The sequence below is a fragment of the Vibrio sp. genome, from assembly GCF_038138445.1.
Lineage (GTDB): Bacteria > Pseudomonadota > Gammaproteobacteria > Enterobacterales > Vibrionaceae > Vibrio.
Genome location: NZ_JAYQDQ010000057.1, coordinates 1 through 26,889, shown reverse-complemented (window position 1 = coordinate 26,889; position 26,889 = coordinate 1). Strand labels below are relative to the sequence as shown.

Here is a 26,889-nt window from a genome sequence, read left to right as displayed (position 1 = left end):
GCTCTTAAAAGATGGCTATGCACTGGCGGATTTATGAGGGGATCCCTCAGGACTATGTACCAAGGCCCTGACGCGAATATATACGATAGCACTCAAGATATTGAGCGTAATAGGAAAAGAGCGATCTCAATCCTTAAAAGCTTTGATAGTCCGGCCAATAAAATTGCGGTCAAAAAGTATATCTCTAATGAAACCTATATACAGCACAACCCAGAAGTACCCGACGGGAAAGACGCACTACTTGGCTATCTTGATTACCTGCATAAAAATGACGCTAAATACAGTACACAAATAGCAAAAACTATTGCCATGGGCGATATGGTCTTGGTCCATTCAAAACAAATAGACTTGAATAAAAAAGACGATTTAGGTACGGGGTATATTGATATCTTCCGTTTTAATAGTGATGGACTGATTGTCGAACACTGGGACGTAGTAGAAACTCAGACCGGCAATTCACAAAACAATAATGACGTTTTTTCTTACCCCAATAAGTCTTAGGCTCAGTAATATCTCGGAAGGTTAATTACAATAGATAATAATAAAAGGTCCTTGATTACAAGGACCTTTTTCGTAATAGGTATTTAGATAAGCTGAGGCATATGATCTCGGTTTGCTTCTACCTATTTAACCATGCAGATATGGCAATGATCGCCGCAAAGAATGGCATGGGATTGGGTATGGGGCGGTTATCCCTCATCAAGTCTAGTTTGGACAAAGGGGAATTAGTCACACCGTTTAACCACGTTAACGCTGAGCTAAGTTATGATTTGATCTGTTTAAATGGACAGCAACACAGGCCTAAAAACGCCGCCTTTACTCAATGGTTAAAGACTCAGTTGCCAACGAGCCCAAGCGAATGACATAAAGCTTGGGCTAACAAATCAAATTATACTAGCTTATTGCAAACTCTTTTAGCCTGTCTCCACTGAGTCGATATTTTATCCATTCATCTTGAGCTTTCGCACCAACAGAATGATAGAAATCGATTGCAGGCTGATTCCAATCAAGCACTGACCACTCAAATCGCTCACAGTTTTTTTCCAAAGCCAAGTTTGCCAAATGTTTTAGAATTGCCTTCCCCGCTCCCAGATTACGATGATCAGATGAGACATATAAATCCTCTAAATAAAGGCCATTTTTCCCCAACCATGTTGAGAAATTGTAGAAATAAACAGCAAAGCCTACGGGTTTTTCATCGACTAAACAAATCAGTGCATGAGCCGTGGAGTCCTTTGAAAATAAGCTCTCTTCTAATTCTGCAAGCGATGTTTTTACCTCATGCTGAGCTTTTTCATAAATGGCCAAATCAATGATGAACTGAAGAATCAATGGGGCGTCTTCGATGCACGCTTCTCTAATTGTGATAGTTTTCATTTGCGTCCTTTTTACATATAACTAGATAACACCCGCCTTTTGTGATCGTGATTACATTGACAGGCATTAGAACTAGTGTAACCTCTCTTTATACATGAAAGAAATGCACTTTTTGCACAAGGCTGATGCATAGCAGACATGACTTCACTATCCTCTATCGACTTGAATCTCATCCATCTCTTTGTTGTTTTATATAAAACACAGTCAGTGAGAGAGACCGCCGACACCCTAAATTTGAGCCAATCTGCATGCAGTCATGCACTACAAAGATTGCGCGAACGATTGAACGATGATTTGTTTGTACGTATTGGAAACACAATGCAGCCGACCGAATACGCTAAAGCAATAGCAGACAGACTCATGCAAGGGGTAAGCTTAATTGAAGAAGGCATTACCTCCTACTCGACCTTCGACCCAAACGCCGAACATACATTTAAGATAGCGGTTACAGACTACACTAGTTGGTGTATGCGCGATTTTATCTCAAAACTCAGTCATGATTACCCAAACATCAAAATTGAATTGCTTAATCTTGAAGAAAGGCTGCCAGAGATTGCTTTACGAGAAAGTCAGTTTGATTTAGTGTGCGGGTTTGCACATGAAATTGAAAGCTTTGAAAGTATCAATAATCAAGTATGGTTCGACGACCACTATGTGTGTTTACATCACCAAGAGCACCCATATCAAAACGAACTAAGTGTGGAAAAATTTCTCAGCTATTGCCACGTTGTGGTAACGCCTTGGAACGAAGCAAAAGGGATCCTTGATATCACCTTATCCAAGCTCAGAAAGAAGAGAAAAGTCGCAATCAAAACACCCAGCGTACTATCCGCACCGATGTTTGTGATTGATAGTCAATATTTGCTAGCAATACCCAAAAAATACGCTGACCATATTGCTCAGCAGTTATCGATAAAAATATCCCCACTCCCATTTGAAGTACCTAACTATCAAGTGAAACTGTATTGGCATAAAACGCGGAATAATGATCCAAGAATAGAATGGTTAGTGGGGAGAATTACCAAGCCTCACATTATTACTTTTTGAACGTTAGGTTCAATGTCAATGGCACTTTATCGGAAATTTTAATACCGCCGACCAATGCAGCCAATTTAGTTAGGTTGTCGCTAGGGATACCGAAATCACTCGCACTAATAATCACTGGAGCACTAGAACTTACCATCACAATATCATCAGTTTTCAACACAATAATAGGAAAGTTGATGGTCTTAGTATTGCCAAATAATGTCACCTCTGCTGGCATCGTCATTTTATGAGAGCCTTCCTCTAACTCAGACCAGTTTACATTACCGGAAACAGTCACATTAGGGAATTTAGACGACTCAAAAAAGACTTCATTCAAACGAGTGTTGCGAATCTGGACCCCTGTATCAATGCCTTTAAGGTCAATAGATATATCAAATTTTCCATCAGAGGCTAGTGTACCCGAAAGTGTATCTATCGTTGCCGACTCGACAACAAACTGTTTTTTGATGGTAGCAAAACCCACAGAGGAAAGTTCAGTGTCAAGATCATAATTGTCATTTGCCAATAATGTGCTTGAAAACAAGGCACAGACAATGCTCAATGAAGTCAGTGTTTTTTTCATTATTATTTACCATATGTGTAGAACAAGGATGTATTTACTTGGTATGTATTAAGTTATGCAAAAGCTTTTGCCACAAATACAATACAAGTAAATTTTTAAAATATTAATACAGGGGTGTAAACGAAACTCATCAAGTTCATGTAACCTTCAATGAGTTCCCTTTCTCTCCTACAAGTAGGTAGGCATTGGAGCAATAGAGTCTAGTGTTTCTATTACATGAGCTGTCGTCACCGGTTTGCCTGAGGACAAGGGGAAGACCAAGGTAATACCCGAGCGCAGTAAGACATGATAATGTGTCTCAATTGATTGAAGTTGACCGGATTGCTCAAAATCAGTCACCACAGTTTGAGCCACTTCGACAGGAAAAAGGCGATTTTCATATCTTAAACTTACCTCATTAGTACGACACATATCGCCTAACAAGGATAACATTGCGTTAATGTCATTCAGTTCAAAAGTAATCATGGGCACTCCTACTTACAACTCGCTAGCTAAAATATGTCAGATGCTCTAAATGCAACAACACGGTATCTTAAAAAACGAGCATGGAATATTGGGGGGCGAATAATGCCAAAAAACAGACCATTACAGGTAATAAACCTATCTGAACTTTTGTGATCCTGTAGATCATAAACAAGATACTACTTCAATTAGACTAATTCTTATTAAAGTAGGGCCTCTAGAAGGAAAGCCATACTCCAGTATACGCCTTGAAATAACCTTAAAAAAAACCAGAAAATAATGAAAATACACATAGATTTATTTCATTATTTAAAATAATTAATTCTTGTACCCTTAGAAAATATAGTTTGTGCTTATTTACAGAATATTTGTGAGTGTATCTTTACCTTACATCATTTCTGTGGATGACCATGAGTTGGTAAAGGAGAGCTAGAAGGTATGATTACACGCATTGAAGAAGTAATTCGCTGCGCAAAGTTACTCGAATTTAACGTAACCGATGACAACGTAATCGCCTGTATGGTAGCCGCTATTATGTGCCCAGGACATGATAATAATATAGGAGCAATGCTGTCAGCGATCTATGCCAATCAATCTTGGGGGCTGATTCAAGCCTTAAAAACCACCAAAGAGTATCAAGTGTTACATATCCAGGTCTCTGATGCTCTGTTGGAAAAGCTCACTCAAAGCTATTCGTCTGAGGACTAAATAGCTCTCAATAATACTGGTTGATTCCAGTCCTAATATTATATTTTTATTCAGGCAATGTTATGTATAAAGAACTAACCGAAAAACTTGACCAAATTGGACTGACTTATGACAAGGATGAGCTAAAGTTCAAAGTTGAGCAGGCAGAGAAGCATGCGGTTGCACAAGCATTAATCAAGAAAGCAAAGGAGATTTCGTTTGCACTGGAGTCGAACCAAGCAAAAGCGGTTATTGCAGCACTCAGTGAAACTTTCGCACCTGATTGCCAAGCCGCTGAGAGCGCTCTTTTGCACTACAGCCAGCTCAATGATAAAGACCAACTTGAATATAGAGAACAGCTTTACACACAATTTATCCGTCACACACCCGTTTTTGATACGGTGATGCAGCTTAACGGTGAATATGCTAGGCGCTGGTTCTAACCCTTCAGGTCCTACACACATTCAAGCCCCATTGCACGAGTCAATGCTCTCACAGCCACTTCACGATGTTGCTCAATTAATTTGGAAATAAGATCAAAGCGGTCATCCTGAAGTTGCTCCACCATGGTCTGGTATAGTGCCTCATCGATTGATGTTTGAATCCTCAGTACGCTGGTCTGACCGCGGCCAACCGCTGGTTTCCACTCAATCCAGCCTAAAGCGACTAAACGCTTTATAATCAATGCGACATTACGCCTCGAAGAAGCTAATGCCACAGCCAAATCTTCAACCAGCACATTATAAGTATTATGGCACTTATAAGCCTTTAAAAGCTGATTGAGGCGGCGAATATTACTTTCTGCCATAGTTTTCCTCTATAAAATAAAAGTTGGTACTTAGTGCTCTCTACATAAAACAAGCAAGCTAGACAAAAAACTCTTGAGCGGGACAGCAAGTAGGATATAAACAATGATCATACCCGCGACAAAGAAAATAATTTGCTCGTCCTGCTGCGCTTGCTGCTCTTCGATTGAGCCACCAAGCTGGCTTTTGACGCCACTATATTGTGACAAAATGTTGGGTAGAATTGATTCATTGACTCTATCGACAACCTCATCGGGTTCAACAAGCTCTTCATCAATCGAACCATAGACATATACACTACGAAAACCACCTTCACGACGAATGCTACTCACTCCAGGCTGCTGAACTATGTCAACCACATCTCCTAACATTACCTTTTGTCCATCGGGGGTCGTGATCAGTGCGTAGCGCAGTGACGCGAACGCCTTTCGTGTCAGTTGAGGATAACGAACCATTACTTTGACTTCTTCACCTTCTCTGATCATGCGCTGTGCTTCTCCACCATAGAAACTCACGCCTACCTGAGTGCCAATATCTGATAAATTAATACCCAAATCATAAGCAATAGGCTTAAGTGAAAGCAGTATTTCTTTACTTCCAGTGTCCATCGATGAAGAAATATCGAATAGACCATCTTGCTGGTTTAGTGCCAAAATCAAGGAGCGTCCGGCTGCATTAAGTGTCTCTATATCAGAACCATACAACAAGAAGCCAAATTCATCTCCTTTATCACTATCATTAACATTATCAGATACCGTGAGCGTTTTCTTACCCGGTATATTGGGTATTGCTTCACGCCAGCGACGAGCTAGTTCAAAAGTATTAAAAGGGCGCTTTTCTTCATCAACGAGAGCAATAACCAATAGACCTTCTTTTCGCCCCTGATTAAATGTGAGTATATCGCGAATCATTTTTTGCCCTGTTTGCTGCTCAATTTTTTGATCTATGTTAAGTACCGTAGTTTCAATAACTTTGAGTGCTTGAATCGTCTGCTCACTTGACACATTATCATTCATGATAAGTTTGATAGTAGGAAAGTCATGAGGAACTTTGGGAGATGGAATAATTCGGACATAATTACCCATCACTAACGCAATACTCACTGCCAATAGAGCAATAAAGCTTGCCAGTACACTCCAACGCCAATAAGTACAATAGACAACCAAACGGCGATATGGGCCATTAACAAAATTAAAAAATCCTTGGTTAAACCTGTAGCGCCAACTACCTTTTTCAATTGGTTTAAACGTTGAGTGAGCTAAATGTGCTGGCAGGATTAACTTTGATTCAATCAAACTAAAAATCAAGCAAAGAATAACAATGGCGGCAATACCAAAAAAGAACGCACTTTCAATACCTTTTGACATAAGGAAAGGTGCAAAAACTGCAATCGTTGTCAGAACTCCAAATGTTGCCGGTGTCGCAACCCTCAATGTGCCGCGTACCACGCTATCAATACCGCTCCCTTGTTTCTCTATCTCAGTATATGCACTTTCACCTATGACAATAGCATCATCGACCACAATGCCAAGTACCATTATAAAGGCAAACAAAGAAACAATATTGATACTGACACCCACCACTGGCATCAGCATAACCGCGCCTAAGAAGCAAACAGGCAAACCGATCATGACCCACATTGCAAGTTTGACACGAAGGAACAACCTAAGCATCAGAGCAACAAGTACTGCACCCTGAAGTAGATTCTTTAACATCATATCCAGACGCGCATTTAAATAGTACGTCATATCAACTAGTGTTTTTATTTTGATATCGGCTGGAAGTTGGGGATTTTTTTGATCTATATAAGCTTTAACTGTTTCCGCAACTGTCACCATATTTTGATCTTTTGTGGCATTCACAGAAAGGTAAATTGCATTTTCTCCCGAGTACTTAAAGTAACGCTCGTCTTCTGTAAATCCATCCTTAATCATAGCGACGTCTTGAAGCAAGACTTTTCCACCATTAGTTCCTATCTTAACTGGAATATCTCGAAATTCATCACCACTGTAGTATTGGTTTTCAATCCTGACAGAGATGAATCCACCATCAGTTCTGACTTCACCTGCTGAATAATTCGCTGAGTATTGTTGAATAGCGGTACTAATATCCATCAGCGTTAAATTATACTTACGCAACATCTCAGGTTCGACTTCGATACCAATTTCATATTCTGGTGCACTGAGCTCAACCAAAGATACATTGTTGAGTTGCAATAGTTCATCTTCAATCTGTTTAGCTATGGGTTTGAGTTCTAAAAGTGACCTATCACCAGCCAGAACGATCTGAATAACATCCTGTTGAAATTCATATTGATAAACTTGAATCGGCTCCATACCAACTGGAAAACTAGAGATCGAATCGACTTTTTGTTGCACCTTATCTAGAACATCCTCTATTTTCTGGTCCACATCGATTTCGAGTTCTATAGAGCCGCTACCACGATAAACTGTCGTTATCGCTTGTTTGATGCCAGATACGTTTTTTAAAGACTCTTCTATTTTTATTAAAATACTTTCTTCAATTTCCTGAGGTGAGGCTCCAGGGTACTGAACTTGCACATTAATGTAGTTGACTTCAAGATTGGGAAACATTTGTCTTTGAATAAAGATAAAACTCACTGTACCCACAATTAAAACAAACATCATCAGCAAGTTAGCGGCCACTGGGTTGTGTGCAAAATATGTTATTATGCCTTTAGGTTTTAAATCATCCATACCTACATGCCTTAATCTTTTGACTGGTTATCAAGGGTACTTAGCTGTACACGAGTTCCCTTTTGTGGATATTCTGGCACGGTCAGAACAAGACGATCATTATCTTTCAAGCCTTCATTTATTAACATAAACTCCTGTTCTGCCCTTAATACATTAACAGTCCTAGGCTCGAGCTCGTCATTCTCATTAACAATCCACACCTGGCGGTTATTTACTAATTCTTGAGGTAGGCGATAAATGTGTTTTAAAGTCTTACCGATAAAAGTTACTTCAACATAAGAACCAAATTTAAGAGACGGCACATTGGGAGATAATGCGTAAGGGTCATCCACATTGATCACCAAACTGGTCATACGCGTCGCGCTATCAATGACACCCAAATCTCTCTTAATGATTCCCTCACGCTCAATATTGACCACCCCTTTCTGAATCACTTTAGCAATAACCCCCGAGTAATCTTCGGGCAAAAATACGCTATCAAAGCCAGCGATCGGAATATGAATTTCCGCTGATTCAATATTATTTATGAGCGCGACACGGGTACCAGCTGTAATATACTGTCCTACGCCTATATCGCGCTCTACCACTAGCGCGTCATAGGGTGCAAGCACTCGACAATTATCAAGATCTCTCTTTGCTCTTTTGAGCGAGGCTAAAGCCGACTTTACCTGAGCTTGCGCACTAAGAACTTGGGGTTTACGCAAATAGAGATCGGTAACTTGATTAGAAGGAACATTTTTAGCTTGACGCTTTGCAACTTCAGCTTTGGCTTTTTCTTCTATCAAAGCCGCTTGAGCCGTAGCGAGGTCAGCTTCTGCCTGCAAAACAGCAGCGTAGTAGTTTTCACTCTCGATAGAAAACAATACCTCACCTTTTTTAACCACTCCCCCTGCGACAAAGTTTGTGTGCCAGCTTATAACTTCACCCGATACTTGCGCAGAAAGCTGAGTCACTTCAACAGGTAATACCTCACCATGACTAGTGATGACTACATTATGATCTCCGGAACGTAGATGAGAAACCTTCACAGTGACTGGTACTTTGGCGGGTTCTGTTTCTAACACTTCTGCATTTCCAGAAGAGAGTGCAACATAACCTCCATATGCCCCTGACAATATCATAATGGGCAGATACCAACGTAACAGCTTAACTCTCATATACAATCCTTTTTATAACATAGAGAATAATTTTTATACGCACAAAATACAATTTCGACAACAATAGTATATGAATAATTTTACATATGGATATTTGCTATGTTTTTTAATGACATAGCTAGCAAATATGAAAGTTATGACGCAAAAAGTTCAGTAAAATCATAAGTTATAATGCAGCGTCGAGCATCAAACTCGCGATTACTTACCCAATCCGCCAAAGTCATTTACTAATACACACAGCAATTAGAAATTTAGCATTGACCTAAAGTATGGTTGAGCTTTTAGAGTGGTTTCCCCAGTACACATTAAGGAAAAAAATGAAGACTATCATTCTATTCTCAAGCGCGAACAAAGATGGTAATACAGCAAAAACTGTCGACAAAATTCATGCCGAACACCAATGCGAAGTGATCCATATCGATGAGTTAGACATCACCCCCTACCGATATGATAACCAGTACCCCAATGACGACTTTTACAACTTACTTAACAGAATCAGTGACGCTGACAATATCGTCTTTGCTTCTCCGGTATATTGGTATGCCGTGACTGCACCAATGAAAAACCTAATTGATCGTATGACAGAACTTAGTGAATCACCTAAATTGAAGAGTCAGCATCAAGTGTTCAAAACAAAACGAGGGTTTGTGGTTTCTAGCTCAGGAAATCGCAGAATGTGTCCGGTATTTCGGGCATTTTTTAGTGAATTTTTCGCGTATAATAAAATCAGTTACGTTGCAACACTTCATGCCTGTACTCGAAATGGCTACAGCATAGATGATAATGAAATAGAGCGGTTTAATAACGCATTAAACAATGCCACTCCCTTACATCATCGAGGTTAACCGTATTGGCGAGGTAACCTTTTAGTCTCTGATTCTTGGCCATCATAACAAGCAGACCCAACGATTTGCTTAGCACGGTACATAGCCTCATCTGCCAAATTGACTAATACTTCCTTGTTTCTTGTATGATCAGGGAAGTAACTTACCCCAATACTCGCGCCAACCTTTAATTTATGACCGTTAAACTCAAGCGGAAGGCTAATAGCTTCTAGCAACTGCTTTGACTTTTCTGACACAATATCAAAGTCATGAAGTAAGTCTAAACATACAACAAATTCGTCTCCGCCAAGACGGCACGCAAAATCAGACTCTCTAATGGCGGTAAGAATACGCTTAGACACTTCGACTAAAATAGCATCACCAGCATCATGACCGTAAGTATCATTTACTGACTTAAATTCATCGAGATCGATGAAAAACAGCGCCAGCTTGCAGTTACTTCGGTTTGCTTTGACGATAGCACTTTCTAATGCTTTATCGAATGCTCGACGGTTCATTAAATTAGTTAGTGGATCGTGTTCAGAAAGAAAGATCAATTGCTCTTGTTTATGCATCAATTGCTTGGTCTGACGCTTCACTTCATCTTCTAACTCTTGCTTGGTCACTGTAGTGTCACGGAGAGTTACTGTCATTTCGTTAAAAAAGCTGGCCATTCTTCGAAACTCAGCATCCATACTCACCATTTCAACTTTAGAGCTTAGATTTCCATCAGCTAAGTCCATAATGGCTCTTTTCATCGCTTCAACACCCGACCTGAAACGAAAGGAAATTAGCCAAGCTGTCATACTGACCAGAATTGAACAAACGATTAGCCACGCAGCGGCATAAATCATGACATTGTGAACATTATCGGCATTACGATTCAATACCGACTGATGGACATACGCCAGCTCTTCCGTCATATTCTGCACTATCATATTGTATCTAGAGTGGAAAAAACCTCTAGAATTGACACTCTCTGAAACCTGCTCGTCTAACCTATCCGACTCGATAGTATAGCTTCTTATTTCTTTGGTAAGGAGTGAGCTCAGGCTATGGTTCATCCTTTGTATGTTACCCAGATAATCATTGTCTTTTCTGTATTTTTCCAGCTTAGTAGCAAGATCTGTTTGAGCTAATTCAACCTGATTCAAGCTCATCTCGTCACCAAATTGGAGATAAAACCATAACTGACTTCTAAGTAAATCTACAGAAAGCTGAAGATCAATTATTTGATCAAGCTCTACTTTAGTTTCTTTTTGCTCAGCAGCTACGCGGGTAAAAGAGACAATAATAAACAAGGTCAGCATTAACGTAGTTGTTGACAAGACAAATAGCTTTTTATACAGAGAATTCAACATAGCTTAGTCTCTCAAAGCAACAATTTGTTGGTATGGTTGTGTAAAAAGGAGTCCCCTAAAGTCAGGTTGCTCATCTCCTACTAAACCTTCTGCTTGCGCCCATCTGGCCTGAAGCTGGAGGTTTGAAAGTAATGAATTCCCCAAAGACAAGCGAAAAACATAGTCTTCCCAAGACCATTTAACCTGATTTAGTGGGATATTAAGTCTTTTTGCTATTAACCTTGATGCTTCATCGGGATACGCATTGATCCACTCCACTGCCTCATCAAGAGCTTTAAGTAGGTACACAGGCTCTTGACCTGCAAACTCTAAGTAAGGTGTAGTAGAGAGCAAATTAAACGAATGCTGGTATATACCCAATGTACCAAGGTTCTTGACGGTTGAGGTTGACTGTAGATCCGCTTTGTATCCCATCGGCTCCCAGGCTGAAATGGCGTCAATACGAAACGACAAGAGCGCAGGAACAAGTTCATGAGGTTGCAAATATACTTTCTCGACATCTAACGCTTTGTGGTTATTAGCAATAAGCACAGAGTCGAAATAAAATTCACTCGCACTTCCTTTAACTACCCCAACTCTCTTACCCTCTAATTGGCTTACTTCGCTGATGTTAGAAGGACTAAGCGCCAAGAGTTTTAAGTCATTATCTGATTCAACAAAACTTACTAGCAATGTTAAACTACTCTGCTTAAAGCTTTGGAACATGACAACAGAGTCAGAAGCCGTTGCGTATTCAACATCACGATTTAACATAAGTTGAGTACAAGCCATACTACTTGCACATGGAAAAAGCGACACGTTAAGTCCTTGCTTTTCAAATAGACCAAGTTGCTCCGCGATCAAGAAAGGAGATGCTAATGGCGTTAAAGATACAGCGATCTTCACTTCGGGAACTTCAATATTGCTTTGCATATTGTGCTGATTGACGCCCCAAATGGCGGCTCCAGTTATCACAAGACAGAGCAGCACCGCCACATAACTTCTCCGAATCAATGACATAGATTGACTCCATTAGGTTAATATCAAAAACATTCATATAACCCTAGTGTATGGATCGAGGATCTTTGGTGACAAGGTTCGTTTTTATAGATTTCTGTATAACGGATTCTTGTTTGCGTGAATCGAATCACACAAAACAACACGAACATCATCACAGACAAGAATTCACTATGTTTTTATGCTGTTCTTTCGAAAATACAGCGACATAAGAAAACCTATGAGAGTACTTATTTTTGGTGGTAATGGCGGTATTGGCCATTCACTATGTAAGCAGTTACTAAACCACAGCCCAGAAATCGAGCTTCACGCAACCTATCGTGCACACAAACGCAACGATCTTTCTGATGACATCATATGGCATAATGTTGACATCACTTCTGAAGATGAAATTAGTGAGCTGGCCGCTCAGTTATCATCGATTGACTGGATAATCAATGCGATTGGTCTTTTGCATACAACGAGCAATGGCCCAGAGAAAAACATTCAATCTTGCCAATCGGAGTTTTTCTTAGAAAATATCAAAGTCAATACATTGCCAACCCTATTAATCGCAAAACACTTTTCAGCATGTTTAAAAGCAAGTAGCCACCCACGTTTCGTCACCATATCCGCTAAAGTAGGAAGTATAGAAGACAACAGATTAGGAGGTTGGTACAGCTATCGTTCATCAAAAGCAGCACTCAATATGCTCATCAAAAATATCAGTATTGAATGGTCAAGACGTATGCCAAAAGCTTGCATTTTATCTATTCACCCGGGTACTACCGACACGCCATTATCAAAGCCTTTTCAGGCCAACGTTCCTGACGGTAAACTGTTTACACCAGATAAAGTCGCATCAGATATTTTACACATTGTCGAAAAGGCTGACCCTGAAATCACTGGCAGCTTTTTATCCTACGATGGACAAACGCTGCCTTGGTGATCAGGCGGTAAATTATCCGAGACGACCAACCCTCCGGCGTCTTCTCTTAGCATTCGCTTCTTTGGAGATAAAATCGAACAAAGGAGCAAACAAATTAGCAAACAAGATGGCAAGCATAATCCCCTCTGGGTAGGCTGGATTCAACACACGAATTGCTATTGCCATCAGCCCAATCAAAATTCCGTATGCCCATTTACCTGAATTGGTGTAGGCAGCAGAGACAGGATCAGTCGCCATAAAGAAGGTGCCGAAAGCTACCCCGCCCAAGACGAAATGCCAGTAAAACGGCATAGAGAACATGGGGTTTGTGTCAGAGCCTATCATATTGAGTAATGTGGAACCGACCGCAAGTCCAATAATCACACCGCCAACAATTCTCCACGACGCGATACGCATCCCTATCAAGAGTAGGCCCCCAAGCATGATAAGAAGCGTGGACCCTTCCCCCATCGAACCTGGTAAATTCCCTAAAAACGCATCGTTCCAGCTAATGGCTTCACCCGTCATATTATTGATGAGATTACTCGAGCCTCCTTCATACCACTGACTTAATGGTGTTGCGCCAGAGTAGCCATCCGCAGCAACCCAAACTCCTCCACCAGACATATTGGCAGGATAGGCAAAGTACAAAAAGGCACGGCCAGCTAACGCTGGATTCAAGAAGTTACGCCCTGTGCCGCCAAAAATCTCTTTGGCAACCACAATACCGAAAGTAATACCTAAAGCGGCCTGCCACAATGGAATGGTAGGCGGGAGAATCAGCGCAAATAATACTGAGCTAACAAAAAAGCCTTCATTAATCTCATGTTTACGCACAACCGCGAACAATATTTCCCAAAACCCTCCTACCACAAACACAGTCGCATAAATGGGTAAGAAATATAGGGCCCCCAGCAACATTTTACTGCCCCAACCGGCTTCTATTAACCCCTGATAGCTGCCGAACACTGTAGCTAAACGCCAGCTCTCTGAGACGACTGATTCGAGTTGTTGAGGCGAATATTGGCTCATCATCGCCAAGACAGATTGGTTGCCGATATTGTACATCCCCCAGAACATGGTGGGGAAAGTAGCTAACCAAACAAAAATCATAATACGTTTGAGATCAATACTGTCTCTTACATGTGTCGCACCTTTGTTCACCATTCCGGGGGTATATAGAATAGTGGCAACAGCCTCATATATTGGATAAAACTTCTCATATTTCCCGCCTGGCTCAAACGTCGGAGCCACGGCCTCAACTTTGGATTTCAAGCTCATATTCGTACTTCCTATCAACCAGATATAGTTTGTTACGATTCGAACGGGTAATAAGAGCAATAAAAATTTTACTCAGGGTTGACCATTCACTATAAGAGCATCGTATTAATGAGTGAATCATAAGCAGGAAATGATCATGGACACATTAGCCGTAGACTTAGCGCGATTTCAGTTCGCTTTCACTGTTTCCTTTCACATCATATTCCCAGCATTCACTATCGGGCTAGCAAGTTATTTAGCTGTACTCGAAGGCCTTTGGCTTAAAACGGGTAAAGAGAAGTATATCCAACTGTACAAATACTGGATCAAGATATTTGCAGTAAGCTTTGGTATGGGAGTAGTTAGCGGGATTGTTCTCAGCTACCAATTTGGTACTAACTGGAGTGTCTTTGCCGATAAGACTGGCCCTATTCTTGGACCTTTGATGGGTTATGAGGTATTCACCGCATTTTTCCTTGAAGCGGGTTTTCTGGGGGTGATGCTGTTTGGTATGGAGCGAGTGGGTAAAAAGCTGCACTTTATGTCAACTTGCATTGTTGCCTTTGGCACTTTTTTGTCTGCATTTTGGATATTATCCGTCAACAGTTGGATGCAAACACCAGCAGGCTTCTCCATTAACGAAGCAGGACAGTTTGTTCCCGAAAACTGGTTCGAGATTGTTTTCAATCCATCGTTTCCTTATCGGTTGGTACACATGCTACTAGCAGCGTATCTTACTACCGCTTTTGTCGTGGCCGCTGTCGGTGCTTATCACCTTTTGTCAGCACCACACAATCCACTGGCACGCACCATGTTTTCCATGGCAATGTGGATGGCAGCGATCGTAACACCACTACAAATTATCGCAGGAGACATGCATGGCCTAAACACATTGGAGCATCAACCAGCAAAAGTCGCGGCAATGGAGGGACATTATGAAAGTCACAAAAGTGCCCCACTCATTTTATTTGGTCTACCCAATGACGAGACAAAAACCGTCGACTACAAACTCGAAATCCCTCATCTAGGTAGCTTAATTCTTACTCATGAATGGAATGGCGAAGTTAAAGGTCTCGACGCTTTTCCTGACAATGAGCATCCCCCGGTAAGTATTGTTTTTTGGAGTTTCAGAACCATGGTTGGGATTGGCTTTGGCATGTTGTTCATTGGAGCCTGTAGCCTCTACTTGAGGTACAAGAGCAAGCTTTATGAAACACCTTGGTTCCACAAATTATGCATAGTGTTTGGACCTGCCGGCTTTGTTGCTGTTCTAGCAGGTTGGATAACCACAGAAGTAGGTCGTCAGCCCTTTACCGTGTATGGGCTACTGACAACAGCAGAGTCGGCGTCGCCGATTGACGCAACCGCGATTAGTGTATCCTTAACCGCTTTCATCGTCGTGTACTTCCTAGTTTTCGGCGCTGGAATATTCTATTTGCTGAGATTAATGCGAAAATCGCCTACTCGTTACGAACAGGCTCTCGATAGCCGTCTACCCGACGGGACCGAGGTGCCTCCAGCCACCCATTCCAACCATGTAACACGAGGATAGCACTATGGATTATGCGCTTGTTTGGTATGCATTGATTGGGCTCGCTGTCCTCATCTACGTTATCCTTGACGGATTTGATCTAGGTATTGGTATTCTGTTTCCCAGTGCTCATAGTGAGATTGAGCGAGACATGATGATGAACAGCATTGCTCCTGTGTGGGATGGTAACGAGACATGGTTGGTGCTCGGTGGAGGCGGTCTGTTTGCCGTGTTTCCACTTGCATACTCGGTCGTCATGCCAGCCTTATATGCACCACTGATTCTCATGTTGCTGGGGTTGATTCTTCGTGGCGTCTCTTTTGAATATCGGTTTAAAACCAAAAAAGGCAAGTTTCTATGGGACACTGCTTTTTTTGTCGGCTCCCTGACTGCAACGTTAATGCAAGGCATTATGCTTGGCGCCCTATTGCAAGGCATTGAAATGGAAGGTAGAGCGTACTCAGGCGATTGGTTTGATTGGTTAAGCCCATTTAGTTTATTTTGTTCTCTCGCCCTTGTGTTTGCCTACGTTTTACTTGGGTCATGCTGGCTTATGATGAAGCTACCCAATGATCTTACAGAGCGTTATGAAATGATTGCGAAGCGTGCAGGCGTTGGAATGGTCGCTTGCATCGCCATCGTCAGCATTTGGTTGCCTCTGCAAAATGGCTTGATCTTCGATCGTTGGTTCAGTTTCCCAAATACGCTTGTCCTGCTATGCATCCCAGCGCTTTCTGCTTGGTTTATCAAGCAGCTCTATGTCTCTTTACAAAATCACAAAGCCCTCAAAGCCTACCTCTGTGGTATTGCTCTGTTCGTGCTGGCGGCAACAGGCTTCGGGGTAAGCACTTTCCCCTACCTCATTCCCTTTAGTCTTACCTACAGCCAAGCCGCCGCGCCGGATGAAAGCCTGAAGTTTTTGCTTGCTGGGACTGTTTTTCTCCTTCCTCTCATCATGGCATACAGCGCCTATACCTACTGGGTCTTCAGAGGTAAGATGAAACATGGGGAGCATTACCACTAATGAAAAAACTGACATGGTTTATTTTTATTTGGATATCCAGTGTGGCCCTGCTCGGGCTTCTATCCTTTGCGATTAAAGTCGCGTTGGGTATGGCATAGGAAAATAAATCTGGTATAAATAGCATCTCCTTGATCTAATCTAAAACCGATAATCATGAAACAACCCTCTATAGAAGAAATTTACTTTGCTGGCGGCTGCCTATGGGGTGTTCAAGAATTTATTCGCCATTTACCCGGCGTTGTGTCGACTGAAGCTGGGCGAGCAAATGGTGTTCGCAAGGATACTAAAGGAGACTATGATGGCTACGCAGAATGTGTCAGGACTCAATTTGATCCAGAGGTAACCAATATAGAACGACTTATGACGCAGTTTTTCGAGATCATTGACCCATACAGCATTAATCAGCAAGGGCAAGATATAGGATTAAAATACCGCACAGGTATCTACAGCCAAAGCAATCAGCATCTAGAAAAAGCCAAACTCTTTATTGACCAGCACCCCAAGAGTCACACTATTGCTGTTGAGGTTTTACCTTTGACCAATTACGTAAAAAGCGATCCTGAACATCAGGATCGCCTCACCAATTATCCCCACGATTACTGCCATCTTCCTTTGTCACTACTTCATAAGTACAAAGTCGAACCCTAGGGTTGTTGCCACGTCGCTACCTACACTTGGAATTTATTCAAGTTTTGGTGGAGTTCAATCACGTTCTTAGCAATGGATTCGCTTGCTGTCGCTGTACTCCTTGAGTCTTCAGCCGTTTCTTCAGACAAAGATTTAATGTTGGTTAAGTTGGCATCTAAGTCTCTAACCACAACCGCTTGTTCTTCAGCAGCCGTTGCTATCTGAACATTTAATCCAGCGATTTCGTTAACGGACTCTGCCGCCAACTGGAATGTGTTGACTGATTGAGTACTTTTCTCTAGACAAAGCTGAGCCGTGCTGGTTCCTTTTTGCATACTGGTAACAGCATTTTTCGCCTCAGACTGCAAGGTTTCAACCAACTGCTGAATATCAACCGTCGCATCTTGAGTGCGTTGTGCTAATGAGCGAACTTCATCAGCAACCACAGCAAAGCCTCGACCAGTATCCCCCGCTCGCGCCGCTTCTATCGCCGCATTGAGTGCCAGTAAGTTAGTTTGCTCCGCGATACCCTGAATAGACTCAAGAACCGTCCCAATGTTGTTGGTCTCCGAGACGAGATTTTCGATAACACCGGATGACGTTGTCACTTCGTTGGTCAGCTCTTCTATGATCTTCTGAATTTCTTGAGATTCTCTCTGGCCCTCTATTACATGCTTTTTAACCGCATCGGTTACCGCCGAAGCATTGGCCGTGCTATTGGCCACTTCTTGTGTTGTCGCATTCATTTCGTTGATTGCGGTTGCAACCTGCTCAATGTCTCTGTGCTGCTTTTCGACATTGGCTAGAGTTCTTTGCATCGCGCCTAATGCAGACTCTGACGATTTGCCTAAATCTTCTGCCTTTGAGGTCATGACATGAATCGTTCCTGTAAGCACACCCAGAAATGTATTAAAGGCGCTTGCCACCGACCCTGTCTCATCTTTAGCGCTGGAATCAAGCCTAATCGTTAAGTCGCCGTCACCATTGGCTACTTGCTGCAACCTTCCAATTAATGCAACGATCGGGTTTCTTATCGCTCTCGCAATCCAAATGGGCATCCCAATCCCAAACACAATCGATACAATAGCGATCACTGTCATCCATTTGATGGCAAATTTCTCATCTTCTTCCGCCTTCAATGCACTCGCTAACGTAAAACTCTGAACATCGTCGAGAATTTTGATTAAGGAGGTGTCTATTTCGTCCTCATGCTTCTCAACTTTCTTTGAAAACTCGAGCATTTCATCAATCTTGCCTTGATAGCCCAGCAGCATAGTCTTTTTCACTTCATCGACCAGCGAATGGTAGGAATCTTCGACTTTTTTTAGTTCTGCTAACTTAGCCTCGAATTTGGCTTTGGCCTTTGGATCATGAAGCTTGGGAATGGAATTAGCAATAAAGTTTTCAACCTCTACAATTTCTTTTTCAACTTTTAGGGTGAGCTTTTCAACCTTACCTCTCGCCTCCTCATATGTATTTTTTGGCGCAAGCCCTTGTTCAACTCGAATCGCCTTGATCAAGGCTCGCTCAAAGTAAATGGCTTGCTCTAGCTGATGCTCAGTGAGTAATGTGAGCGATTTAGTAAGCGGTATGTCTCTTTCAGCGATATCGATGAGCTCATTACCAATCTTGTTCATTTGATTCAGTGCAAAACCGCCCATTACAAGGATCGCCCCTAGAAGAAAGAACCCCAATAAGTAGACTTTGTGAGCAATTTTAAAATGTGAAAGCATGGGAGTTCTCCTAATCTTTTTTCACAAAATAGTGGATCATCTGCATGGCGAAACTTGAGTGCTCGACAAGGTACTGCACCTCACCTCTGTGATTCATAAAATCGCTGTAGCCGGAGAGTGATGATTCGAGATCTTGGTCGAGTACGCGAAAACCCATTTTCCAATCTGGAAAACTTCTTTTCTTAAAGTGGTGAAACCCGATTCGGTTGATATTAGTATGGCGGGAGTCTAGTTGGACTTTTTCGAACAGGTTTTCAACCGCTGGCTCAGGGCCTTCTAATACTTGAATGAAAGTGCCATAGCCATCGTAAAGTCGCAGGCCTGTGATGTCGGTATCTGTATTGTTTTTGCGGGCTTTTGAAAGTATGCCTTCCAATTCATCTTGGTTGAGCCGTTTCCCCGCTTTGCTGACATAGACGAACTCTATCAAATTCATGTCGCCTCCACTCCTTGGATGATCACAAACATGTTCGGCTTATCGTTGTTCTACTACATGCTGGTTGCTCGGTCCGTCGTACGCACTTTTAAGCCATTTTTTTTGTGCGTTTGGGAAGAGAGAAGTGCATCACATACCACTTGCTCTCATAAGAGCCACTCCAGAACACCAATGACAATTTACAAGATACGTGCCAAAAGAAATACGCCCATGTTGATACTAAAATCAGTAACTTCAGCCAAAAGATACCATTGAATGCATATAGGCCATTGCAAATCGCAAAAAAATCGCATAGTGCAAATGCAACATGCGATAAATTCCGAGTTAGATAGAGAAAATCTAGTCTTAGATTCGTTGAATAGTCCCTACTCTACCACTAAAAAACGACCACTTAACGCTGGTATCCCAACTTGAGCACTACCCTCTGTTACAGTAAGTAGCTCATCATCGATAAGATCTCTAAGAGCATGGGTGGGTTTAAAGTGACTGACATCCAATGACAAGGTTTGATCAGAGGTAGACGTATTCATCACATATAGTATTTGCTCGTCACCATAAACTTTAAGATCCGCATAAATATTATCATCTAGCCAAAGGTTTCGACGCTTTCCAGCATATAAGGCAGGATGCTGGCTGCGCAGGCGCATTAGCTCGGTAACATACTGTTTTATTTCTTGTTGCTCAGGTGTTAGCTCTGAGTCTGTCACACCTTCAATCTTGGCACTAGAGCGTGATACATGGTCATCACAAAGACCTTGCGAGGCACAGTCCTGAACAATTTGTTTGGCAAAGCCTGTTACTTCATCGCCAATTTCGTCACCATAATAAATCGTGATTGGCCCCGAATACGCAGCAAGAAAACTCAATGCTGCTTTGTGCCGTTTTGTATACCCCCCCAGATTTCCTCGCTGGATAAGATCACCAAAGCGAACCAAATCATGGTTGCCTAACATAAGATTAGGCATCGCATGGTAAGGAGATTTAGCTCGACTATTCCATATCGCATCTAAGGCTCTTGCACTGCCCTTTTGGCCCGACTCCTCAACCGCGAGCGCTTGAACAAGTCCATAACGCAAAGGAAAGTTAAATGCCGATGACAGTCCTGGCTCGGCATCACTGTCATAAGTGGTTGCCGTGATATCTTCGGCACCGCTCCAGACTTCACCCACCATATAACCTAAGGTTCCCCATTGCTTGCCCGCTTGTTGATTCTCCATCGATGCTTGCTCAACTGCCAAGCGGATATCACGCCAAGTGTCTAACGGAAGTTGATAGGATTGGTCGAGCCTCCAGCCATCGATGCCGTATTCTTTTATCCAATACGTTGCAACTTCAGTAAAAAAGTCCTGACTTGCCATATCTGGATAGATAACATAGTGACCAGGGTATCCTTGTTCGAGTTTTAAATGCGGTAATTTTCCAGTGGGAGAAGGTTTCACACCCGTTAGGTTAGAATGACCAAAGACACCATCCAAGAAAACATATAAACCTCTTGCATGCGCTTTGTCGATAAGCTCTCTTAACTTATCATTGGTACCAAATTTAGGGTCGACATTAAAATAGTCACAAGGGAAGTAACCCGTTGCATCCAATCGATCGTCCCCTGCTTGTCCAGCACAAGAATCAAATACAGGCGTTAACCATAAGGCATTCACATTGAGATTGGCGATATAATCTAAGCTATCAATCACACCTTGCAGATCACCATTATGATGTGAGTTGCCATAACCAACACCATAACCATGTTGCGGATCACCATCGACAAAAGACTCCACCATGACTTGGTAGATCCTCAGATTACAAGCTTGGTTATCATCTTGATAGCAGGCGTAATCAAGGTTAGTGTACTGAACAGAGGCTGTAAGTGTATTTTGCCGAGATGCATCAAGCCTAAACTTATGCACTCCTTGGTTGTTTATGATGACTTTGATGTTGCCATTTTCGCCTCTTACAAATCCAATAGAATCATGCAAATTCGTTAGCTCATCAAAACCGAGGTCGACTTGCTCCCAGTCTGATGAAGCAAACTTAAATTCGTAGACACCTGGTGTTAGATAGGCTTCAACATCATAAACACCATCACCTTGATAGATGAGCTCGCTATTGGCTTGCCAATCGTTCATCGAACCTCTCAAAAACACTTTGGTGTTACCAAAAGGAGCAGGTTCAGAACTTGAGTCCACGACCAAACCTAGTCCTTGAGCACCTTTTTGTACCTGAACAAATACCGCAGCGCTAAGAGGTAGAATGGTGAAAGAGCTGCCCTCAAACTTGGCTTGTCTGACCGATAAGTCATAAGAATTGACGAGAACAGGGTGAAGTTGAAAATCCTTGGCACCCTGAATCGAAATGGTTTGCTCAGAAGTATTGGCATTAATCGCAACAACCAAAGCATCGACATTGCTATCTATATCTTCTCCTGCACTTATCCCATCATTGACCGACATAACAATCATGCCAGCAAGCGCATCAGGCCCAGTATTGTGAAATTGCACGCGTTGTAAAACTTGTTCTTCATTGACTAAGCGCAGCAAAGGTGAGTCTGAGCGGATCTGAAGCAATTCTTTAAAGATTTGGTCAGTCCAAATGATATCTTGTGGCTGAGCAAAGGTATTGGGATTAGATATGACAGAGCGGATGGCATCCCAATTTGCGATATCTTTATCAGCACGAGGCAAGCCCACATTCCAGTTATTGGTTTGTTTTGTAAAATCAACTTTATTGTACCAATCACCACTGTCGTAGCTGTCACGCTCCATCGACTTAGAACGCAGCAGTTCAGAACCCATATGGATAAATGGGATACCTTGACCAAGTATAACTGTGGATAAGCCAACAATTTGCATGCGTGCTCGCTCCGCAGAACTTACCCATGCATCGGCTTTGTATTGATTGAAATCCCACAAGGTTTGGTTATCATGCTTTGAGACGTAGTTAATCGACTCTTGAGGGTCGAGCGTATAGGCTGCCCCTTGGCCGCCATAAAGAAAGTCCCGCCCATTCACCATAGCACCGCTGAATGTTTCTAATGGATAATTTTGCAAATTACCCGCCATGCCGTAACGAATCAAATCTGTCTTCGACTTTAATTCATCACTAAATCGATTGCCTGCATTTGCAAAACCCGGAGTTTGAAGAAGCGCATCCCCACTATCAAAAGGGCCTCCACCACGCACACCATCACGCAAGCGATCGTTATAGGTGCCAATGCCTGTGCCCGCCATTGGCCACTGCGTGGCGTTTTCTCCTCGTTGACCATTGGCAACTTCACCAAAATTCCACCCTTCTCCATAAAACCAAGTATCGTGGTCAACCTGCTTGGTTTGCTCGTAGACATTTAGGATACTCGACTTCATCAAGTGCCCCATCAAGTCAAACCTAAACCCGTCTACTTTGTAGTGTTTCGCCCACATTTCAACACTGTCAGCGACTAACTTCTCAAACATACGTTGCTCTGAGGCCGTATTGTCGCAGCAGGTTGAATTCTCAACCGCACCGGTAATCGGATTGAGGCGATGATAATATCCAGGCACCACTTTATCGAGTACAGAATGATCAGACACTCCAGAGGCATAAGTGTGGTTATACACCACATCTTGAACGACTCTAAAGCCCATCTGATGAAGTTTTTGTATCATTTGACGATACTCTCGAATACGCGAAATGCCATCACTGGCGACCGCATAACTGCCTTCTGGAACACTGTAATGAAAAGGATCATAGCCCCAGTTGAAGCCATCTATAGGGCGAATATCCGCTAGCAATGCCTGCGCTTCACCACTGTTAGGATCAGTTTTTTCCAATAACGACAAAATCGATAAATGACGAGGAGTATTGGTGGCACATAAGTTTGCTTGAGGATTAATACCACAGAGCTTTTCAACGGAATCGGTCAGGCTTAATGTCTTTTCTGGCTCTTCAGGTATTGAGGCAAGATCATAAGTGGGCAAGAGGTGAACCGTCGTCAGACCTGCATTTTTGAGCGACATCAGATGCTTAACACTCTCTCGCTCATCTTCAAGAAACGCGAGATACTTGCCATTATTGATTTTTTCTCCTTGCTTATCGCTCGCGCTAAAATCACGAACATGAAGTTCGTAAACAATATTATCTTCTGGGTTGGCAAGCTCTGGCGCACTATGACTGTCCCAATCATCAGGTTTGGTTTCTGCATCATTTAAGTCAACAAGCTGGGAATAGCGGCTGGAAGTGCTTAGTGACAGTGAATATGGGTCTGTCACCATCATAGACTCAACCTGGTCTGTTTGAGGGTGAATGGCGGTTACTTGGTAGCGGTAAAACACATTTCTCAGTGAAGCTTCGCCTTGAAAATGCCAAATGCCCGTCGAAGTATCAAGTTGCAAAGTATAGGGCGAACCCGATAAAGGCGCCTTAGCTTTATCGTACAGGTGCAATTCGACTTTCTGAGCCGTTGGCGCCCACAACGCAAAGTTGGCGCCATTTTCATCCATCCAACTGCCCAATCTTGCCTCGTCAGCATCATTTTCGCCCGAGGTATATAAGTCATCAATCACACCCGGAGTTTGTATCCGCGTAGCCGCGATGACTTTATCTTGTTTATCAAGCGCAACCGCAATCAATTGGGTTTTGAGTAGCGCTTTGGCACTCTCTGGACTGACAGTAAGCTCAAAACCTGTGCGCCCCTTAAGGTGGGGAAATTTCGGTTTATCAATAAGTTCTCCAACCACCATGTCGTACTTAGTGAAATCTTGTGGATGACTAATATCACTCAATCCAGATTCGTTACTCCAAATCTGATAACTCACCGCTTTACTGTGGTCGAACCAAGCAATGGAATTCAGGTCAAGCCAATGAGCAGCAGCGCCATCGAGTTTGACCACTGACTGATTATCTGGGGAATAGTTAAGTATTGGACTTCCATGCTGAGTATAAAGCGTATTGCCTTTATCAAACTCAAGTTGTAAATCTTGATTACCGAGCGCTTTATCCTCTCCTTTATGAAGAATAAAGTTCATGCATGAGTTGTGATCAGATTTCAGTGGTACGACAAATCGAGCGCCATTGTTTGAGTCAATATCTTGGGGGAGTAATGGACGACTCCAGTTGATATCAGAAATCAATGCATCAGAGATAGAATCACAAGAACTGCTGTTCCATAGGTGTAGCCCCCACTCGTCATAACTATTGTCATCACGTTTATAGTAAATAATAGCCTCTCGATATAACGCGTTAGACACCAAATAACTGTCATTAGCATGCATAGTATTGGTGCCCAAATGTGTTTCGATCGCTTGAGCTTGTAGTGCACTGCCATAGCCGGCCAGTAATCCAAATGCAGCTGTCAATACATTAAGTTTGGTTAGCTTTATTTTCATTCACTTTTCCACTGATTATTCCCGTTATTGATTTGATACCCCAGTCGACCCAATGAGATACCTTCAAGCTCACGTTATAATTTTGATAAAGTGAATACTCTCCTCCTTAGCTAGAAGCTAAAAAGGCGTAGAATGGGGGGATGAGAAATTAAAATACAATCCACCTCACACATACACCTCTAGAGCAGGTCAGAAAATTACCAAATAGCGCTGCTAATAGTGATAAGGCTGACAATTAATGATGGAAAAGTAACGATGGGTGTAGGATTGCAACAAAACGCCAAATGTTAAGAAATTAGATCTTCAACCTGCTATTTATTAAAAGGCTTGGTCATTATTCATTGTTACATTGAGTTTCAGACCATTGCTCGGGATGCGTCAGCATGGTCTTACCTTCGAAAGATTCTGCTCTGATGTCTTTAGGGTTATATATGGCGCACGACTTCATCGATAAGCAGCCACAACCAATACAACTTCCCAAGTCCTCTTGAAGCGCTTCAAGCTGGCGAATACGATGTGCTAGCAAATCATGCCAATTTGTGGCCATTTGATTCCATTGTTCTCTTGACGGTGCATGATGTTTGGGTAGGAAAGACAGGGACTGATTGATTTCTTCTAAAGTAAGCCCCACTTCTTGCGCGGCCTTAATCACGGCCAACCTGCGAAGAACATCCCGGTGATAGCGACGCTGGTTACCTTGATTCCGCCAACTGGTAATCAGACCTTTTTGCTCATAAAAGTGCAATGTCGACACTTTTACACCTGCTCTTTTGGCAACTTCACCAACTGTCATTTCCATATTGAATCATCCATTTTAGTAATGGCTAATAGATTGTGTTCAATGAGCCTAAATATTTAGGAGAGATATCTTAAGGTAACTTGCAGCTTTATGATAGCGTTGAGGAAAGCTTCAATTTAAAAAATCAACCCAGACTTCCAACAAGCCATACATCAAAAACAAACAATTACCCCCAGCTCAACTTAGACCAATTATAACGTTCCCCCTGCTCAGCTAATTGTGGACATGGATTAACAAGATAAGCGTGATCGGCAAACTCGCAAAGCGGGAGGTCATTAATAGAATCGGTATAAAAGTGAACATCCGTAAACGGGTCAGCCTTAGAAGCCAACCATTGCTCCAAGCGCGTCACTTTACCCTCTCGATAACTCGGAATACCCTTAATACTGGATGTGTAGCAGTTGTTTTCGATCTGTAAATCAACGCCAAGAGCATGAGTTATCCCAATTTTCTTACCGACAGCGGCAACAAGAAAAGTAACACTAGCGGAAATCATCAACATATCAATGTTGTCTTTTGACAATGACTCTATTAGTGATTTTGATTGAATAAATTGCCGGCCAAGTATCTCGCTCTTTACACACTCTTCAGCCAGGTTATCAACTTCATCAGTAGAAAGTTTTAACAAAGGTGCCATGGCAAAATCCAAATACTCTTGCATATTCATTTTGCCCTGAATGTATAAATCCATTAAACGCCTATCTTCACTTAAAAAGTTAGACTGATTCACAATACCTTTCTGGACCAAAAACGCGTTCCATATCATTGAACAGTCGCCATTAATCAGTGTTTCATCCATATCAAAAACGTATAAAGGTTTGGACATAATTAAGCTCTCACGGGTTGAGTTTGATTAAGATTGAGCATTGACTTCTTCTGGTTAAAATATGTTCTAATGATTGTCTCTCAAACTGGGATTCCTCATTACAATTACACTAATAGGCTTATCCTAAGCTCTAGACTACTTAGCTAGTGGGCATAACCCACCTGAAATGTAAATCTATGACTAAGGCACTATAATTAAAACCAGTTCATAAAGCTAACTGGTATATAGATTGAAACGTTTATTTTTCTTTGAAGTAGACATTGAAGTGTCTCAAAACATACCTATCGGAACCACCTTTGCTATGAGCCTCGAGTGTAACTGGACAGAAGACATTCCTTACTCAGCACTGAGGAATCCCCTGATAATTTAGATAAAAATCATCAAGTTAAGGTA

At 42.1% G+C, this 26,889-nt stretch carries 22 protein-coding genes and 2 pseudogenes; 10 read left to right on the top strand and 14 right to left on the bottom strand.

Translation table 11 applies throughout. The annotated features are described in order from the left end of the window. Positions 1–501: pseudogene (locus AAFM34_RS14390) on the top strand (hypothetical protein); the annotation flags it as partial. A 119-nt stretch (positions 502–620) separates the two neighbouring features. Then, positions 621–863 (top strand): annotated as a pseudogene (locus AAFM34_RS14385) (LysR substrate-binding domain-containing protein); the annotation flags it as partial. 31 nt (positions 864–894) lie between these two features. Here the strand turns inward: AAFM34_RS14385 and AAFM34_RS14380 are convergent. Next, complete coding sequence (locus AAFM34_RS14380) at positions 895–1,377, bottom strand: GNAT family N-acetyltransferase (protein WP_341663985.1); 483 nt, start codon at positions 1,375–1,377, stop codon at positions 895–897. Between the two features lie 138 nt (positions 1,378–1,515). Here AAFM34_RS14380 and AAFM34_RS14375 point away from each other — a divergent pair, with 138 nt between their 5' ends. Next, a complete protein-coding gene (locus AAFM34_RS14375; RefSeq protein ID WP_341663983.1) occupies positions 1,516–2,424 on the top strand; it encodes a LysR family transcriptional regulator in 909 nt (302 codons plus the stop codon). Here the strand turns inward: AAFM34_RS14375 and AAFM34_RS14370 are convergent. Then, positions 2,414–2,986 (bottom strand): YceI family protein, encoded by a 573-nt coding sequence (locus AAFM34_RS14370; protein WP_341663981.1) that lies wholly within the window; start codon positions 2,984–2,986, stop codon positions 2,414–2,416. The genes AAFM34_RS14375 and AAFM34_RS14370 overlap by 11 nt on opposite strands. 168 nt (positions 2,987–3,154) lie before the next feature. Then, positions 3,155–3,451 (bottom strand): hypothetical protein, encoded by a 297-nt coding sequence (locus AAFM34_RS14365; RefSeq protein ID WP_341663979.1) that lies wholly within the window; start codon positions 3,449–3,451, stop codon positions 3,155–3,157. Positions 3,452–3,886: 435 nt separating this feature from the next. Here AAFM34_RS14365 and AAFM34_RS14360 point away from each other — a divergent pair, with 435 nt between their 5' ends. Further along, on the top strand, positions 3,887–4,156 hold the full coding sequence (locus AAFM34_RS14360) for a hypothetical protein (protein ID WP_341663977.1): 270 nt from the start codon (positions 3,887–3,889) through the stop codon (positions 4,154–4,156). Positions 4,157–4,218: 62 nt separating this feature from the next. Next, the gene (locus AAFM34_RS14355; RefSeq protein ID WP_341663975.1) at positions 4,219–4,578 is read left to right on the top strand and encodes a hypothetical protein; all 360 of its coding nucleotides are present in this window, start codon (positions 4,219–4,221) and stop codon (positions 4,576–4,578) included. Positions 4,579–4,589: 11 nt separating this feature from the next. Here AAFM34_RS14355 and AAFM34_RS14350 read toward each other — a convergent pair whose 3' ends face one another. Genes AAFM34_RS14350 through AAFM34_RS14340 form a run of 3 tightly spaced genes read right to left on the bottom strand, consistent with a single transcriptional unit; the run spans position 4,590 to position 8,815 of the window. Next, complete coding sequence (locus AAFM34_RS14350; protein WP_341663972.1) at positions 4,590–4,943, bottom strand: SgrR family transcriptional regulator; 354 nt, start codon at positions 4,941–4,943, stop codon at positions 4,590–4,592. A 30-nt stretch (positions 4,944–4,973) separates the two neighbouring features. After that, a complete protein-coding gene (locus tag AAFM34_RS14345) occupies positions 4,974–7,658 on the bottom strand; it encodes an efflux RND transporter permease subunit (protein WP_341663970.1) in 2,685 nt (894 codons plus the stop codon). A gap of 11 nt (positions 7,659–7,669) precedes the next feature. Then, positions 7,670–8,815 (bottom strand): efflux RND transporter periplasmic adaptor subunit, encoded by a 1,146-nt coding sequence (locus tag AAFM34_RS14340; protein ID WP_341663968.1) that lies wholly within the window; start codon positions 8,813–8,815, stop codon positions 7,670–7,672. Positions 8,816–9,132: 317 nt separating this feature from the next. On the opposite strand from AAFM34_RS14340, the gene AAFM34_RS14335 reads away from it, so the two are divergent. Next, positions 9,133–9,660 carry an NAD(P)H-dependent oxidoreductase gene (locus tag AAFM34_RS14335; RefSeq protein ID WP_341663966.1) on the top strand — a complete coding sequence of 176 codons (528 nt, stop codon included), beginning with the start codon at positions 9,133–9,135 and terminating at the stop codon, positions 9,658–9,660. Here AAFM34_RS14335 and AAFM34_RS14330 read toward each other — a convergent pair. Both AAFM34_RS14330 and AAFM34_RS14325 read right to left on the bottom strand, forming a co-directional pair. Beyond that, positions 9,657–11,000 (bottom strand): diguanylate cyclase domain-containing protein, encoded by a 1,344-nt coding sequence (locus AAFM34_RS14330; RefSeq protein WP_341663963.1) that lies wholly within the window; start codon positions 10,998–11,000, stop codon positions 9,657–9,659. The two genes, AAFM34_RS14335 and AAFM34_RS14330, sit on opposite strands and share 4 nt — an antisense overlap. Before the next feature lie 3 nt (positions 11,001–11,003). Continuing rightward, the gene (locus tag AAFM34_RS14325; RefSeq protein WP_341663961.1) at positions 11,004–11,999 is read right to left on the bottom strand and encodes an ABC transporter substrate-binding protein; all 996 of its coding nucleotides are present in this window, start codon (positions 11,997–11,999) and stop codon (positions 11,004–11,006) included. Positions 12,000–12,216: 217 nt separating this feature from the next. Here AAFM34_RS14325 and AAFM34_RS14320 point away from each other — a divergent pair, with 217 nt between their 5' ends. Beyond that, positions 12,217–12,924, top strand: coding sequence for an SDR family oxidoreductase (locus AAFM34_RS14320; protein WP_341663959.1), 708 nt, complete (start codon positions 12,217–12,219; stop codon positions 12,922–12,924). Positions 12,925–12,936: 12 nt separating this feature from the next. Here the strand turns inward: AAFM34_RS14320 and AAFM34_RS14315 are convergent, their stop codons facing one another. Next, positions 12,937–14,184 carry an NADH:ubiquinone reductase (Na(+)-transporting) subunit B gene (locus AAFM34_RS14315; RefSeq protein WP_341663957.1) on the bottom strand — a complete coding sequence of 416 codons (1,248 nt, stop codon included), beginning with the start codon at positions 14,182–14,184 and terminating at the stop codon, positions 12,937–12,939. A 136-nt stretch (positions 14,185–14,320) separates the two neighbouring features. Between AAFM34_RS14315 and AAFM34_RS14310 the strand changes: the two genes are divergently transcribed. The 3 genes from AAFM34_RS14310 (at position 14,321) to AAFM34_RS14300 (ending at position 17,366) form a co-directional block, all read left to right on the top strand. After that, positions 14,321–15,715 (top strand): cytochrome ubiquinol oxidase subunit I, encoded by a 1,395-nt coding sequence (locus tag AAFM34_RS14310; RefSeq protein WP_341663955.1) that lies wholly within the window; start codon positions 14,321–14,323, stop codon positions 15,713–15,715. Positions 15,716–15,719: 4 nt separating this feature from the next. Beyond that, on the top strand, positions 15,720–16,718 hold the full coding sequence (cydB, locus tag AAFM34_RS14305; RefSeq protein WP_341663953.1) for a cytochrome d ubiquinol oxidase subunit II: 999 nt from the start codon (positions 15,720–15,722) through the stop codon (positions 16,716–16,718). 168 nt (positions 16,719–16,886) lie between these two features. Beyond that, positions 16,887–17,366 (top strand): peptide-methionine (S)-S-oxide reductase, encoded by a 480-nt coding sequence (locus tag AAFM34_RS14300; RefSeq protein ID WP_341663988.1) that lies wholly within the window; start codon positions 16,887–16,889, stop codon positions 17,364–17,366. A gap of 20 nt (positions 17,367–17,386) precedes the next feature. On the opposite strand, the gene AAFM34_RS14295 is transcribed toward AAFM34_RS14300, so the two are convergent. The 5 genes from AAFM34_RS14295 to AAFM34_RS14275 form a co-directional block, all read right to left on the bottom strand. Beyond that, positions 17,387–19,078, bottom strand: a complete 1,692-nt coding sequence (locus AAFM34_RS14295; protein ID WP_341663951.1) for a methyl-accepting chemotaxis protein — start codon at positions 19,076–19,078, stop codon at positions 17,387–17,389. Between the two features lie 10 nt (positions 19,079–19,088). After that, entirely contained in the window at positions 19,089–19,514 is a 426-nt protein-coding gene (locus AAFM34_RS14290; protein WP_341663949.1) for a BLUF domain-containing protein, read from the bottom strand. Between the two features lie 365 nt (positions 19,515–19,879). Continuing rightward, positions 19,880–24,871 carry a pullulanase-type alpha-1,6-glucosidase gene (gene pulA, locus AAFM34_RS14285; protein ID WP_341663947.1) on the bottom strand — a complete coding sequence of 1,664 codons (4,992 nt, stop codon included), beginning with the start codon at positions 24,869–24,871 and terminating at the stop codon, positions 19,880–19,882. 334 nt (positions 24,872–25,205) lie between these two features. Beyond that, positions 25,206–25,670, bottom strand: a complete 465-nt coding sequence (gene soxR / locus AAFM34_RS14280; protein ID WP_341663945.1) for a redox-sensitive transcriptional activator SoxR — start codon at positions 25,668–25,670, stop codon at positions 25,206–25,208. 166 nt (positions 25,671–25,836) lie between these two features. Continuing rightward, positions 25,837–26,496 carry an HAD family hydrolase gene (locus AAFM34_RS14275; protein WP_341663943.1) on the bottom strand — a complete coding sequence of 220 codons (660 nt, stop codon included), beginning with the start codon at positions 26,494–26,496 and terminating at the stop codon, positions 25,837–25,839. Positions 26,497–26,889 lie beyond the last annotated feature (393 nt).